The organism is Salmonella sp. SAL04162 (assembly GCF_046551535.1).
GTDB lineage: Bacteria > Pseudomonadota > Gammaproteobacteria > Enterobacterales > Enterobacteriaceae > Salmonella > Salmonella enterica.
This window is the reverse complement of record NZ_JBGDVX010000005.1, coordinates 82,743-97,473: the sequence shown is the minus strand read 5'-3', so window position 1 is coordinate 97,473 and position 14,731 is coordinate 82,743. Positions and strand designations below refer to the sequence as shown.

The 14,731-nt window shown below is 50.9% G+C and carries 13 protein-coding genes; 6 read left to right on the top strand and 7 right to left on the bottom strand.

The features are described 5' to 3' along the window. Positions 1 to 48: 48 nt before the first annotated feature. The gene (gene roxA, locus ACLJRH_RS11570; protein WP_000456514.1) at positions 49 to 1,170 is read left to right on the top strand and encodes a [50S ribosomal protein L16]-arginine 3-hydroxylase; all 1,122 of its coding nucleotides are present in this window, start codon (positions 49 to 51) and stop codon (positions 1,168 to 1,170) included. Positions 1,171 to 1,209: 39 nt separating this feature from the next. Here roxA and ACLJRH_RS11565 read toward each other — a convergent pair whose 3' ends face one another. Together ACLJRH_RS11565 and pepT are read right to left on the bottom strand one after the other, a co-directional pair. Continuing rightward, positions 1,210 to 2,544 (bottom strand): hypothetical protein, encoded by a 1,335-nt coding sequence (locus tag ACLJRH_RS11565; RefSeq protein ID WP_023136608.1) that lies wholly within the window; start codon positions 2,542 to 2,544, stop codon positions 1,210 to 1,212. A gap of 3 nt (positions 2,545 to 2,547) precedes the next feature. Beyond that, on the bottom strand, positions 2,548 to 3,777 hold the full coding sequence (gene pepT / locus ACLJRH_RS11560; protein ID WP_000359410.1) for a peptidase T: 1,230 nt from the start codon (positions 3,775 to 3,777) through the stop codon (positions 2,548 to 2,550). 250 nt (positions 3,778 to 4,027) lie between these two features. Here pepT and potA point away from each other — a divergent pair, with 250 nt between their 5' ends. The 5 genes from potA (at position 4,028) to potD (ending at position 9,516) form a co-directional block, all read left to right on the top strand. After that, positions 4,028 to 5,164, top strand: a complete 1,137-nt coding sequence (potA, locus tag ACLJRH_RS11555; RefSeq protein ID WP_000531582.1) for a spermidine/putrescine ABC transporter ATP-binding protein PotA — start codon at positions 4,028 to 4,030, stop codon at positions 5,162 to 5,164. Then, positions 5,148 to 6,011 (top strand): spermidine/putrescine ABC transporter permease PotB, encoded by an 864-nt coding sequence (gene potB, locus ACLJRH_RS11550; protein ID WP_000799391.1) that lies wholly within the window; start codon positions 5,148 to 5,150, stop codon positions 6,009 to 6,011. Before potA ends, potB begins: the two co-directional genes overlap by 17 nt. Positions 6,012 to 6,339: 328 nt before the next feature. Further along, positions 6,340 to 7,350, top strand: a complete 1,011-nt coding sequence (gene sifA, locus ACLJRH_RS11545) for an SPI-2 type III secretion system effector SifA (RefSeq protein WP_001611910.1) — start codon at positions 6,340 to 6,342, stop codon at positions 7,348 to 7,350. Positions 7,351 to 7,665: 315 nt separating this feature from the next. Next, positions 7,666 to 8,445, top strand: coding sequence for a spermidine/putrescine ABC transporter permease PotC (gene potC / locus ACLJRH_RS11540; protein ID WP_000580299.1), 780 nt, complete (start codon positions 7,666 to 7,668; stop codon positions 8,443 to 8,445). Positions 8,446 to 8,469: 24 nt separating this feature from the next. Continuing rightward, a complete protein-coding gene (gene potD / locus ACLJRH_RS11535) occupies positions 8,470 to 9,516 on the top strand; it encodes a spermidine/putrescine ABC transporter substrate-binding protein PotD (protein WP_000759329.1) in 1,047 nt (348 codons plus the stop codon). Between the two features lie 81 nt (positions 9,517 to 9,597). Here potD and cobB read toward each other — a convergent pair whose 3' ends face one another. The 5 genes from cobB to lolC are packed head-to-tail and all read right to left on the bottom strand — an operon-like array spanning position 9,598 to position 14,515. Further along, a complete protein-coding gene (gene cobB, locus ACLJRH_RS11530; protein WP_001191856.1) occupies positions 9,598 to 10,419 on the bottom strand; it encodes a Sir2 family NAD+-dependent deacetylase in 822 nt (273 codons plus the stop codon). A gap of 18 nt (positions 10,420 to 10,437) precedes the next feature. Beyond that, a complete protein-coding gene (gene nagK, locus ACLJRH_RS11525) occupies positions 10,438 to 11,349 on the bottom strand; it encodes an N-acetylglucosamine kinase (protein WP_000291333.1) in 912 nt (303 codons plus the stop codon). Between the two features lie 28 nt (positions 11,350 to 11,377). Then, positions 11,378 to 12,622 (bottom strand): lipoprotein-releasing ABC transporter permease subunit LolE, encoded by a 1,245-nt coding sequence (gene lolE / locus ACLJRH_RS11520; RefSeq protein ID WP_000168091.1) that lies wholly within the window; start codon positions 12,620 to 12,622, stop codon positions 11,378 to 11,380. After that, positions 12,622 to 13,323, bottom strand: a complete 702-nt coding sequence (gene lolD / locus ACLJRH_RS11515) for a lipoprotein-releasing ABC transporter ATP-binding protein LolD (protein ID WP_001033714.1) — start codon at positions 13,321 to 13,323, stop codon at positions 12,622 to 12,624. The genes lolE and lolD overlap by 1 nt, the downstream gene beginning before the upstream one ends. Next, a complete protein-coding gene (lolC, locus tag ACLJRH_RS11510) occupies positions 13,316 to 14,515 on the bottom strand; it encodes a lipoprotein-releasing ABC transporter permease subunit LolC (RefSeq protein WP_023223199.1) in 1,200 nt (399 codons plus the stop codon). Before lolC ends, lolD begins: the two co-directional genes overlap by 8 nt. Positions 14,516 to 14,731: the final 216 nt, after the last annotated feature.

Genomic DNA, 14,731 nt, shown 5'->3' with positions numbered 1-14,731 from the left:
AAGCATCCGTTATAATCGGTGTCAGATACCAGCCTGCGGATACTTAACATGGAATACCAATTAACTCTTAACTGGCCCGACTTTCTTGAACGCCACTGGCAAAAACGCCCGGTGGTGTTAAAACGTGGGTTTAGCAACTTTATCGATCCGCTCTCGCCGGATGAGCTGGCGGGGCTGGCGATGGAAAGCGAAATCGACAGCCGTCTCGTTAGCCATCAGGATGGCAAATGGCAGGTCAGCCATGGCCCTTTCGAAAGCTACGATCATCTGGGTGAGAGCAACTGGTCGCTGCTGGTACAGGCGGTAAACCACTGGCATGAACCCACCGCCGCCTTGATGCGCCCGTTCCGCGCTCTGCCGGACTGGCGTATCGACGATCTGATGATCTCCTTTTCCGTCCCCGGCGGCGGCGTTGGCCCGCATCTGGATCAGTATGATGTGTTTATTATCCAGGGAACCGGTCGCCGTCGCTGGCGCGTGGGCGAAAAGCTGCAAATGCGTCAGCACTGCCCACATCCCGACCTGTTACAAGTCGATCCGTTCGAGGCCATTATTGATGAAGAGCTGGAGCCGGGCGACATTCTGTATATTCCGCCAGGATTCCCGCATGAAGGCTATGCGCTGGAAAACGCCATGAACTATTCGGTCGGTTTTCGCGCGCCCAATAGCCGTGAGCTGATCAGCGGTTTTGCCGATTACGTCCTGCAACGGGAGTTGGGCAATACATACTACAGCGATCCGGATATGCCGTCCCGCAAGCATCCGGCGGATATCCTGCCGCAGGAGATGGATAAACTGCGTAATATGATGCTCGATTTGATCAATCAACCCGCGCATTTCCAACAGTGGCTTGGCGAGTTTCTCTCTCAGTCACGCCACGAACTGGATATTGCGCCGCCGGAGCCGCCGTATCAGCCTGATGAGATTTACGATGCCTTAAAGCAAGGCGAGGTATTAGTACGTCTCGGCGGGCTTCGCGTATTGCGTATCGGCGATGAGGTCTATGCGAATGGCGAAAAAATAGACTCCCCGCATCGCCCCGCTCTGGAGGCGCTCGCCAGTCATATTGCACTAACCGCTGAAAACTTCGGCGATGCGCTGGAAGACCCGTCCTTCCTCGCCATGCTGGCGGCGCTGGTGAATAGCGGGTACTGGTTCTTCGAAGGATAAGAACATCGCAATGCCCGGCGACCGCCGGGCTGACGCAAACTATCCACAACGATCGCCGCTAGGTTTGGCGAAATCGTTATATTGCGGATCGCTTGGGTAAATCGAGTGGGCCATTCGATGGCGAAATGACAATTGTCGGTAACGTCGCGCCAGTACGTTATCGCCAAGACCTTCGGCAATATTAGCCAATTGCTGTAATCGTTCATACTGCATCTTTGCTGGATAAGCTACGGCATCAAGCGTAAAGGCGCGTTCCGCAAAGTATTTTGCTTGTTCAAACTGTTGATTATTCTGATAAAGCAGCGAAATACCATGCAACACCATTGATACGTCAGACTGCCGACGTTTATATTCTTCCAGCAATGGGAGATAGAAGGAAGTACTGTCCAGGTCGATGTTTTCGGGCAAATAAAAGCGTAATCGTGATATTACCGTCGCCATTGGCGTTAAACGGCTCTGGTAATACGCGATAAGTTTAAGGTAGAGATCTTTCGCTTCCTTATAATGATGGCCCTGTGCATAAAAGCCAGCAAGATTATTGCTGTCAACCGTCATTTCGCCGAATTCGGCGCCATAAAGCGTTTGCTCAATTTTTAGCGCCTGACTTAGCGCATTAATCGCCTCGCTAATATGCCCTGCATTATAAGCAATATTTGCTTTCTGCTGCAAAAAAGAGGCGACGCGCTCACGATTATCCCAGGTTTTATCTCGTAAAATAACGCCCAGCCACTGCTGCTCCGTTGCGTCTATCTTCGCCAAATAATAGGCTTTACGCGCACTATCACATTCGACATCCCACTCTTCCAGCGCCTCAGAATAAGCGTCGCGCATCCTGTTTAAGGTATAAACCAATGCCTCCGTCGATGCCTTTTTGTCTTTAAGCCGCCACGTTAATGCCTGCTCTTGCCAGGCTATCTGCTGACGGTAATCAACCTTGATCTCGTATCGCCACTTCTCTGTCGGTGAATACTCTATATAACGATCGTTACTGTAAACATTAAAGGCCGCCAGGTGTTCAAACATATCGGCCCGATCGCCCGGATAAGTGCCCGCCGGAAATGTTTTCATGATTGCCCGCGCTCGCAGCAGCATTTGCGGCGTTAACTCCGGTTTACCCAGCCATTGATAAATATCGCTTTGTAATAGCAGGCTACGAACAAGCTGTATTGAGCGTTTGCCATATTGCCGCGAGGCCAGCCTCACCGCATCATCAATAAACGTTATGCAGGTTTCATCGCCGGTCATAAAACATGCTGCAGATTGTTGCTGGCGCTGAGACCAGGAAGGCGGATATTCGGCGCTCCAGGCAGAAAAATTTATGGCGGAAAATATCCCGCCATAAATAATAAAACGCTTCACCACAATGCGTAACATTCGCTACTGGCCGCGCTTCGCCGTCAACTCCGCGATACGTACAATCACCTGTACCGCTTTTTCCATCCCCTCCAGCGTCACAAACTCATGTTTACCATGATAGTTATATCCGCCGGTAAAGAGATTAGGACACGGCAGGCCCATAAACGACAGTTGCGCTCCGTCTGTACCGCCGCGAATCGGTTTCATCTCCGGCGTAATATGACAGTCGCGCATGGCCTGCTGGGCGATATCGAGAATATGCGGATGTTCAACCACTTTTTCGCGCATATTGTAATAACTGTCTTCTATCACCAGCTCGATATAGCAGTCCGGATGCAGTCCCTTACCGACTTTTTTGGCAATCTCCATCATTTTGCGTTTACGCGCTTCAAACTGCTTACGGTCGAAATCGCGAATGATGTAGTGCATTTCGGCCCGATCAACGGTGCCTTTCATGCTGGCCAGATGATAAAACCCTTCGTAACCTTCGGTGGTTTCAGGCGCTTCATCCGCCGGCACTTCCGCGTGAATCCTCGCCGCCAACGACAGCGCATTGACCATCACGCCTTTCGCCGTACCAGGATGCACGTTATTGCCGACGATTTTGATATTCACCGAGGCGGCATTGAAGTTTTCAAACTCCAGTTCGCCCACGCCGCCGCCGTCGACCGTATAGGCCCACTGCGCGCCAAATGCCTCAACATCGAAGTGCTTCGCGCCTTTCCCTACCTCTTCGTCAGGCGTAAACGCCACTTTAATGTCGCCGTGGGGAATAGGATTACCTTTCAGCACCGCCAGCGCAGTCATGATCTCCGCAACGCCGGCTTTATCGTCCGCGCCCAGCAATGTCTTACCATCGGTAGTAATCAGCGTCTGTCCCAGTAATTGATGCAGTACCGGGAACATCACGGGTGACAACACCTCATCGCCAATCCCTAATGCTATATCGCCGCCGCGATAATTCTCGACAATCTGCGGGTTAACGTTTTTACCGCTGAAATCCGGAGAGGTATCCACATGGGAGATAAAACCAATGGCGGGAATATCCCCCTCAACATTGGCCGGGAGCGTCGCCATCAACGTCCCTTTTTCGCTTAATGTAATGTTAACCAGCCCCATCTCTTCGAGCTGCTGTTTGAGCAAACGTAGTAACTTCCACTGCCCCTCAGTGCTGGGAACCTGCCGAACACCCGACTTTGATTGGGTATCCAGCGATACGTAGTGTAAAAAACGCTCAAGTAGTTTATCCATGCAGTCACCCTCACTTTTCGTGACAACATTATTAATAAGCAAGAAAAGACAAATATTGCGTCAGGTCACTTTTATCCCTGCAAACAAGAATATTTCACTTTGACACGCTTTCTGACTATAAAGCTAAGTCAGTAATTCGCAACAAGGATTGGCGATCACAGTGGTTTGCCGTAGAATGACCGGCCTCATTAAGAGTGATTAAGGTGGTTAACCACAAACCCCGCAGCGGTCAGCCATCCGTTGCGTTTACATGGGACAGAGTAAGAAATTGAATAAACAACCGCGTTCGCTTTCACCGCTGGTGCTTTTGTCGGGAATTAGCAAAAGTTTCGATGGCAAAGAGGTCATTTCACAACTGGATTTGACCATTAACAATGGCGAATTCCTCACGCTGCTTGGCCCTTCCGGCTGCGGTAAAACAACCGTTCTTCGCCTGATTGCCGGCCTGGAAACCGTTGATGCCGGGCATATCATGTTGGATAACCAGGATATCACCCACGTTCCCGCCGAAAATCGTTATGTGAACACCGTATTTCAAAGCTACGCTTTATTTCCGCATATGACGGTGTTTGAAAATGTCGCGTTTGGCTTACGGATGCAAAAAACGCCAGCCGCCGAGATTGCGCCCCGCGTGACCGATGCGCTGCGTATGGTGCAGCTTGAAGAGTTTGCACAACGTAAACCGCACCAGCTTTCCGGCGGACAGCAGCAGCGTGTGGCTATCGCCCGCGCGGTGGTGAATAAACCTCGCCTGTTATTACTGGATGAATCGCTCTCCGCGCTGGACTATAAATTGCGCAAACAAATGCAGAACGAGCTTAAAGCATTACAGCGTAAACTCGGTATCACGTTTGTTTTTGTCACTCACGATCAGGAAGAAGCGCTCACCATGTCCGATCGTATCGTGGTAATGCGTAATGGCGTGATTGAGCAAGACGGCACGCCGCGTGAAATCTATGAAGAGCCAAAAAACCTGTTTGTCGCCGGTTTTATCGGCGAAATTAACCGCTTTGACGCAACCGTCATTGAACGGCTTGATGAACAGCGCGTCCGCGCCAGCGTAGAAGGTCGGGAGTGCAATATATACGTCAATTTCGCTGTCGAACCAGGCCAAAAACTGAACGTCCTGCTGCGACCGGAAGATCTACGCGTCGAAGAGATCAACGATGATAACCACATCGAAGGGCTTATCGGCTACGTGCGCGAGCGCAATTATAAAGGTATGACGCTGGAGTCGGTGGTTGAACTGGAAAATGGCAAAATGGTGATGGTCAGCGAATTCTTCAACGAAGACGATCCTGACTTCGACCATTCACTTGACCAAAAAATGGCCATTAGTTGGGTAGAAAGCTGGGAGGTCGTACTGGCTGATGAAGAACACAAGTAAATTCCAGAATGTAGTGATTGTCACTATCGTCGGTTGGCTTGTGTTGTTTGTTTTTCTGCCCAACCTGATGATCATTGGCACCAGCTTTCTGACCCGTGACGACGCCAGTTTCGTCAAGATGGTCTTTACGCTGGATAACTACGCACGCCTGCTCGATCCGCTCTATTTTGAAGTGCTCCTGCACTCTCTGAATATGGCGCTGATCGCCACCCTCTCCTGCCTGGTGCTGGGCTATCCTTTTGCCTGGTTCCTGGCGAAGTTACCGGAAAAGATACGTCCGTTATTGCTGTTTTTGCTGATCGTTCCTTTCTGGACCAACTCACTGATCCGCATCTATGGGCTGAAAATATTCCTGAGCACTAAAGGCTATCTCAATGAATTCCTGCTGTGGCTGGGCGTGATTGATACGCCGATTCGCATCATGTTCACCCCGAGCGCCGTTATTATCGGCCTGGTTTACATTTTGCTGCCGTTTATGGTCATGCCGCTCTACTCCAGCATTGAGAAGCTCGACAAACCACTACTGGAGGCCGCACGCGATCTCGGCGCCAGTAAAATGCAAACGTTCATCCGCATCATTATTCCATTAACCATGCCGGGCATTGTCGCCGGTTGCCTGCTCGTGATGCTACCGGCAATGGGCCTGTTCTACGTCTCCGATTTAATGGGTGGCGCGAAAAACCTGCTGATTGGTAACGTCATTAAGGTACAGTTCCTGAATATTCGCGACTGGCCGTTTGGCGCGGCGACCAGCATTACGCTGACCATTGTGATGGGACTCATGCTGTTGATTTACTGGCGGGCTTCCCGCTTATTGAATAAGAAGGTGAGTGATATAAGCGATTAATTGCGCAACGCTAACAAATCCACACGCATTCAGGCATGAAGTTTATTCAAGGGTAAACTTCATGCCTCCGGCATAAAAAACGCATGAAAGCAGTTGCCGCCAGTATTGCAAATCTACAGCATCATCCGCGCCAGGCCTTCTTTTATTTTTACCTGTAGCGACGCTATCACAGACAGTAATGCGTTTATACGCGAAGCTCTCAGGTTTTATACTGATTGCCAGTCTCTTTTAAAAATTATATTACATCCGATGCGCCCGCAGTGGAGATAGAAAGGGCCGATTTAATCAATTATGTAGTCATTTTTACTCCAGTATAAGTGAGATTAATATGCCGATTACTATAGGGAATGGTTTTTTAAAAAGTGAAATCCTTACCAACTCCCCAAGGAATACGAAAGAAGCATGGTGGAAAGTTTTATGGGAAAAAATTAAAGACTTCTTTTTTTCTACTGGCAAAGCAAAAGCGGACAGTTGTCTACATGAGATGTTGTTTGCCGATCGCACCCCCACACGAGAGCGGCTTACAGAGATTTTTTTTGAGTTAAAAGAGTTAGCCTGCGCATCACAAAGAGATAGATTTCAGGTTTATAATCCTAATGAAAATGATGACACTATTATTCTTCGCATCATGGATCAAAACGAAGAGAACGAATTGTTACGTATCACTCAAAATACCGATGCCTTTACCTGTGAAGTCATGGGGAATGCTTATTTTTTAATAAAAGATCGCCCCGATATTTTAAAACCGCATCCACAAATGACGGCCATGATTAATAGAAGATATAGCGAAATCGTAGATTACCCCCTCCCTTCGACATTATGTCTCAATCCTGCTGGCGCGCCGACATTATCGGTTCCATTAGACAACATAGAGGGGTATTTATATTCTGAATGGAGAAAAGGAAATTTAGATGAGTGGAAAACGCAAGAAAAGGTAACCTACCTGGCAGCGAAAATTCAGTCTGGGATTGAAAAGACAACGCGCATTTTACAGCATGCGAATATATCCGAAAGTACTCAGCAAAACGCATTTTTAGAAACAATGACGATGTGTGGCTTAAAACAGCTTGAAATACCACCACCGCATACCCACATACCTATTGAAAAAATGGTAGAAGAGGTTTTACTGGCGGATAAGACGTTTCAGGCGTTCCTCGTAACGGATCCCAGCGCCAGCCTAAGCATGTTAGCTGAGATAATCGAAGCCATCTCTGATCAGGTTTTTCACGCCATTTTTAGAATAAACCCCCAGGCTATACAAAAAATGGCGGAAGAACAGTTAACCACGCTACACGTTCGCTCAGAACAACAAAGCGGCTGTTTATGTTGTTTTTTATAAAATCAGACGACGCTTTCTCAAACGTCACGTTCAGGGTTTACTCACGTACTCCATGTTTGCCTACAGAGTAACCTCTTGCCTGGTGCAATAATGCCGCATATGACCGGATCGGATGAGAATAGTCATTTAAATGGCCTTTTTTTCCCGCTCGTCTGGCAATTTGTTGTAAAATTCGCGGCTTCAAGCGGCAGCTTGCTTCTTCCTGGCTGCTGATAACCGCGAGACGTTTTGGAGAGATTTTGGAGAAGAGAAAAAATTGATCATTTTCAATACTCTAAAAGCACCCCATCCTCTGAATAAGAAGGTGGAACTTGAATGATCGGTCGGCTGCTCCGTGGCGGTTTCATGACTGCCATCTATGCGTATCTGTATATTCCCATCATTATTCTGATTGTGAACTCCTTCAACAGTTCGCGGTTCGGCATTAACTGGCAGGGCTTTACCACTAAATGGTACGAACTCCTGGTCAATAACGACAGTCTGTTGCAGGCCGCTCAACATTCACTGACGATGGCGATTTTTTCAGCGACCTTCGCCACGTTGATTGGCTCGTTAACCGCGGTGGCGCTTTATCGCTACCGCTTTCGCGGGAAGCCATTCGTCAGCGGGATGCTGTTTGTAGTAATGATGTCGCCGGATATCGTGATGGCGATCTCCCTGCTGGTGCTGTTTATGTTACTCGGCATTCAACTGGGCTTTTGGTCGTTGCTGTTCTCGCACATCACCTTTAGCCTGCCGTTTGTGGTCGTCACGGTCTATTCGCGCCTGAAAGGCTTTGATGTCAGAATGCTGGAAGCCGCAAAAGACCTGGGGGCCAGTGAGGTAACGATTTTACGCAAAATCATTCTGCCGCTGGCGATGCCGGCGGTGGCGGCGGGCTGGTTGCTGAGCTTTACGTTGTCGATGGACGATGTAGTAGTCTCGTCGTTTGTCACCGGGCCGGGCTATGAAATTTTACCCTTAAAGATTTATTCCATGGTAAAAGTCGGCGTTTCACCAGAAGTGAACGCGCTGGCGACCGTTTTATTGGTGCTGTCTCTGGTAATGGTCATTGCCAGCCAGCTTATTGCTCGTGATAAAACCAAGGGCCGATAAGGCCCGTAATTCAGGGGACGTTAAATGAAAAAATGGTCACGCCACCTGCTCGCGGCGGGCGCCCTGGCGCTGGGTATGAGTGCCGCTCATGCCTCCGACAACGACACGCTCTATTTCTATAACTGGACTGAGTATGTACCGCCGGGCCTGCTGGAACAGTTCACTAAAGAGACCGGCATTAAGGTGATTTATTCGACCTACGAGTCGAACGAAACCATGTATGCCAAACTCAAAACCTATAAAGATGGCGCGTATGACCTGGTTGTTCCTTCTACATACTATGTCGACAAAATGCGCAAAGAAGGCATGATCCAGAAGATCGATAAGTCGAAATTAACCAATTTCCACAACCTCGATCCGGAAATGCTCAACAAACCGTTTGACCCCAACAACGATTATTCTGTTCCGTATATCTGGGGCGCAACGGCGATTGGCGTGAACAGCGATGCTATCGATCCAAAAACCATTACCAGCTGGGCTGACTTGTGGAAACCGGAATATAAAAACAGCCTGCTTTTAACCGACGATGCGCGAGAAGTCTTCCAGATGGCGCTGCGCAAGCTAGGTTATTCCGGTAACACTACCGATCCGAAAGAGATTGAAGCGGCATATGAAGAGTTGAAAAAACTGATGCCGAACGTAGCGGCCTTCAACTCCGATAATCCGGCGAATCCGTATATGGAAGGGGAAGTCAACCTGGGGATGGTGTGGAACGGTTCAGCCTTCGTTGCTCGTCAGGCTGGCACGCCGCTGGAGGTCGTCTGGCCGAAGGAAGGCGGTATTTTCTGGATGGATAGCCTGGCTATTCCGGCGAACGCGAAAAATAAAGAGGGCGCGCTGAAGCTAATCAACTTCCTGCTGCGTCCTGACGTCGCGAAAGAGGTGGCAGAAACCATCGGCTACCCTACCCCCAACCTGGCGGCGCGTAAGCTGTTAAGCCCGGAGGTCGCCAATGATAAGTCGCTCTATCCGGATGCGCAAACCATCAGCAAAGGCGAGTGGCAAAACGATGTCGGCGACGCCAGCGCCATTTATGAAGAGTATTATCAAAAGCTAAAAGCAGGACGCTAATTCAGCCAAAGCGCCTGTCGGGCCTACAGATGAACGTAACGTGAAATGTAGGCCGGATAAGGCGTTACCGGGCAAACAGCACTACAGCCCTTTCAGGAATTTATCAACAAATTCCGGCACAACCTGGCTTGCCGGGCCGTAGTGCTTCTCTTCAAACTCGCTGCCGACCTGGCTTGGCTCAAGATTCAGTTCCACCGTATGTGCGCCGTGCAGTTTTGCTTCATGCACAAAACCCGCAGCCGGATAGACATGACCGGATGTGCCAATGGCGATAAAAATATCCGCCATCGACAGCGCCATATAAATTTCATCCATGCCAAGCGGCATCTCGCCAAACCACACCACGTGCGGACGTAGCGGCGCCGGGAACTGGCAGCAGTGACATTTATCTTCCGGCATCACATCGCCGTTCCATTCCAGAATCTGGCCGCTTTGCGAACAGCGCACCTTCAACAGCTCGCCATGCATATGAATGATGTTGCGATTGCCCGCGCGTTCATGCAAATTGTCGATGTTTTGCGTCACCAGCAAAAAGCGATCGCCAAGCGCTTCTTCAAGCTTCGCTAACGCCAGATGCGCCGCATTGGGTTGTATTTCCGGCTGTTGAAGCTGCTGACGGCGGGCATTATAAAATGTCTGCACCAGACCCGGATTACGGGCGAATCCTTCCGGCGTCGCCACATCTTCAACCCGATGCTCTTCCCAAAGGCCATCCGCCGCGCGAAACGTACGAATACCAGACTCTGCAGAAATTCCTGCACCTGTAAGGACTAATACTCTTGGGTTTTCCATCATTTCCGGCACCACTCTGTCTCTGAAAAAGATCCGCTGGCGCAGACGTTCACGCAACAGACGTTTATTTTTACGAAAGCGGCTTAATCGATGAAACCGACGCGACTGCATAACAACCTCTTTTTTTGATTAGTCGGTAAGATGTAAAAAAGCAGCACCGCGCATCCCACCTGCATCCCCATGCCGCGCACGCTCAATGCGCGGCGCGCGGGCAACAGGGAGGAGATGGCGCGGCAGTCTTTCCGCCAGTTGCGTTGTTATTGCCGTAAAGTTCGATAGTCCGCCGCCGATCACTAATAAATCGGGATCGACAATCGTCAGTATATTCCCCAGACAAACCGCCAGTAAATCCAGATAGCGCTCAACATGCGCGTGCGCCTGCTCATCGCCCTGCTCCCACAACGCGATAATCTCCGGCGCCTGCAGCGATTGATGATAATAATGCTGATATAGCCACGCAAACCCGCGCCCGGACAGATAATTCTCAATGCAGCCCATCTGACCGCATCCACAACGGCGGAGAGGAAAATCAAACCCCATCAACGTTAGCGCGTCAACCGGCAAACGCATATGGCCAAACTCGCCGGTGATATAGCTCTGACCGGTAATCGGCTTCCCGTTTAGCACCAGGCCACCGCCGACGCCGGTGCCGAGGATAAGCCCCATAACCAAAGGATATTGCGTGAATTCATCATCCCAGGCTTCGGACAAGGCAAAACAGTTAGCGTCATTGTCCAGACGCACATCGCGATCCAGTCGGGCGCTGAGATCGGCGCGCAACGGCTTACCGCTGGCTGCCGGGACATTCGCGGCGTACAGCGTGCCGTCTTCGGTTTCCGGCATACCGGGTATGCCAATCCCTACCGACCCTTTTACGCCAAATCGCTGGTCGGCTTCCGCGACCAGTTCGCACACGGCGTCTAAAAAGGCGCTATAGCTGGTATGGGGCGTGGGAACCCGTTTTTCCCACTGCAGCCGCCGCGTTGAGTCAAATACGCCTAACGCAATCTTTGTTCCGCCAATGTCAAACCCGTAATACATCACCGCTCCTTGTTTTTATATTCCGCGATTACTGGCCGCTCAATACTCGCGCAGGGTCAATGTTGCTCGCCCGCCGCGCCGGATACCAGCTCGCCAGTAAGCTTAACAACAACGCCGTGACCAGTACGTAAACAACGTCCAGCCAATGTAATTCGGATGGCAGGAAGTCGATAAAATAGATATCGCCGGACAAAAACTGATGCCCGATCGCCTTTTCAATCCCATTAATAATGGCGGTAAGCTGAAGCGAAACGACAACGCCGATCGCCACGCCAATCAAACTGCCCAGCAAGCCCGCCAGTAGTCCGTACCAGACGAAAATGGCACGAATCAAACCATCTTTCGCCCCCAGCGTTCTTAATACCGCAATGTCGCCGCTTTTGTCTTTTACCGCCATCACTAAGGTGGAAACGATATTAAAACAGGCCACGCCGATCACCAGAATCATCGCCAGATACATAATGGCGCGAATCATCTGGATATCGCGATACATATAGCCGTAGGTGCCGATCCAGCTCTTAATGTAGACATAGCTGTTAGTCACCTCACCCGCGTCACGCACCAGTTTGTTCGCATTAAACACGTCATGGACTTTAAGCGCGATACCGGAAACGCTGGACCCCATATCCAGATACTGCTGCGCATCCTCAAGCGGGATCATGGCGAAGCTGTGATCGAGCTGGCCGCTCAGTTGCAGAATCCCGATGACATGCAAACGCACGCGTTTGGGCTGGAGCAGCTTATGGTCGGCATTCGCATTGGGGATCATGATGGACACCCAGTCGCCCTGTTTCACGTTCAGCGCATCGGCGACACCTTTGCCGATAATGATCTGCTGTTCGCCCGCTTTGAAATGATCCCAGGCGTGATTTTGCACAAATGACGGTAACGCGCTAAGCTGCTGCTCTTGCTTAGGGTCGACGCCTTTAACCTGAATGGCGCGCAAATTCGCCCCGCTCTCTACCAGGCCGGTAAAATTGATATACGGCGCGGCGGCGGCAATGCCCGGCACCTTCTGCACTTTTGCCAGCGCTTCACGCCAGTTAGTCCACGGCTGATTGACCGCTTCAATCTCCCCGTGTGGAACCACCGCCAGAATACGGTTGTTCAACTCGCGTTCGAAACCGTTCATCGCGCTTAAACCGACAATCAATACCGCCACGCCCAGCGCGATACCGATGGTAGAAATGACGGAAATGAGCGAAACCATACCGCCGCGCCGCCGCCCACGGCTGAAGCGCAACCCAATTAATAATGATAAAGGCGACGCCATTACTCAGCCCCCATCAGGCTCAGTTCCGCCGTCAGGCGACCATCGCGCATCTCAAGCTGGCGGCTCATACGTTTCGCCAGTTGCAAATCGTGAGTCACCACCAGAAACGCGGTTCCCTGCAGACGATTTAACTCGCCCAGAAGCTCAAAAATACTGTCGGCATTACGCGCATCCAGATTACCGGTCGGCTCATCCGCCAGTACCAGACGCGGGTTATTCACCAACGCGCGCGCTATCGCGACACGCTGGCGCTCACCGCCGGAAAGTTCCGAAGGTCGATGGGTTGCGCGATGCTCCAGCCCTACGGCGTGCAGCATTTCTCGCGCCCGAGCGTCAATCTCCGCCGGTTTCTTTTTGCCAATTAATAATGGCATCGCCACGTTTTCCAGCGCCGTAAAATCCGGCAGGAGATGATGAAACTGATAGATAAACCCCAGTTTCTGGTTACGTAATTCCGCTTTTGCCGCAGAAGAGAGTTTGCTCATCGGCTGGCCGCTAAAAATCACATCGCCAGAGGTAGGCGTATCCAGCCCGCCTAACAGATGCAGCAACGTACTTTTACCCGAACCGGAACTGCCGACGATCGCCATCATTTCGCCTTCGCCGATACTGAAGCTGACATCGTGCAACACGTCGGTTTGTACGGTGCCTTCCTGATAGCGTTTGCACAGGTTGTCGCATTGCAACAGGATCTTATTCATAACGTAAAGCCTCAGCGGGTTGAGTGGCGGCAGCGCGCCAGGAAGGATAAAGCGTAGAAAGCAGCGCGATGGTCATTGCCACCAGCGCGATAACGATCACCTGTAATGGCTCTATCGCCACGGGCAACGCAGCGCCATCCAGAAACGCGCCGATGATCGGCATCAGGTTATTTAGTTGGCTGGCAAGCAATGCGCCCAGCGCGGCGCCCAACAGCGCGCCGATAATCCCGGCGCTGGCCCCCTGCACCATAAAGACCATCATAATTTGTCGCGGCGTCAGCCCTTGAGTTTGTAAAATCGCCACTTCGCCCTGCTTCTCCATGACCATCAGGCCCAACGAAGTAATAATGTTAAAAGCCGCGACCGCCACGATGAGACTCAGCAACAATCCCATCATGTTCTTTTCCATGCGCACAGCCTGGAACAACTCGCCTTTGCGTTCGCGCCAGTCCTGCCACTTCGTGCCTTGCGGCAGCGTCTGTTGGCTGAGGGTATCGACTTGCAGCGGTTCATCCAGCCACAGACGCCAGCCGGTAATATTGCCTGCCGGATAGCGCATTAAACGCGACGCGTCCTGAATATTGACCAGCATTTCATAGCCATCGACCTCGCTATTGGCGGCAAATGTGCCAATCACCGTAAACAGACGCTGGCTGGGCAGACGTCCCATTGGCGTAAACTGGCTGGCAGATGGCACCATTAGCCGAATCTGATCGCCGCGGTTGACCCCTAACTGTCCGGCGAGCTGCTCGCCGAGGATGACATTATACTTACCCGGCTGTAATTCGCTTTGCTTCACATTGACCAGATACGGCGTTAATGGATCTTTTTGCGCCGGATCGATACCCAACATCACGCCAACCGCAACGCTACGCGCGCTTTGCAGTACGACATCGCCCGTCGTCAGCGGCGCAATACGGTTAACGCCTTGCAGATTCACCGCTTTTTCCGGCATCTGATTCGGGTTAAGAGAACCATGTTCAGCAGAGAGGATGGCCTGAGGCATCAAACCAAGAATGTTATTTTGCAGTTCGCGCTCAAAACCGTTCATCACCGACAATACCGTGACCAGCGCCATCACCCCCAAGGTAATGCCGATAGTGGAAAGCCAGGAAACGAAGCGACCGAAGCGATCTGCTGCACGCCCGCGCATGTAACGCAGGCCGATGAATAGAGCGACAGGTTGATACATGTAATCCGTCTGGTTGCTGTTAGCAAAGTCCCGAGTATATAAGCGAAAGCGGAATGCGTAAATGTCTGAACCGTAAGAGTTCGTCAGCGCTATTCTGAAAAAGGCCGACAAATCAAGTCACTTACATGTTCATACTTTACCTGTTCGACGTGTTATCCGGCGGATTCAATTTGCTAATAAACAACGATCGCGGATAATAAAGAACATTGCTTATCA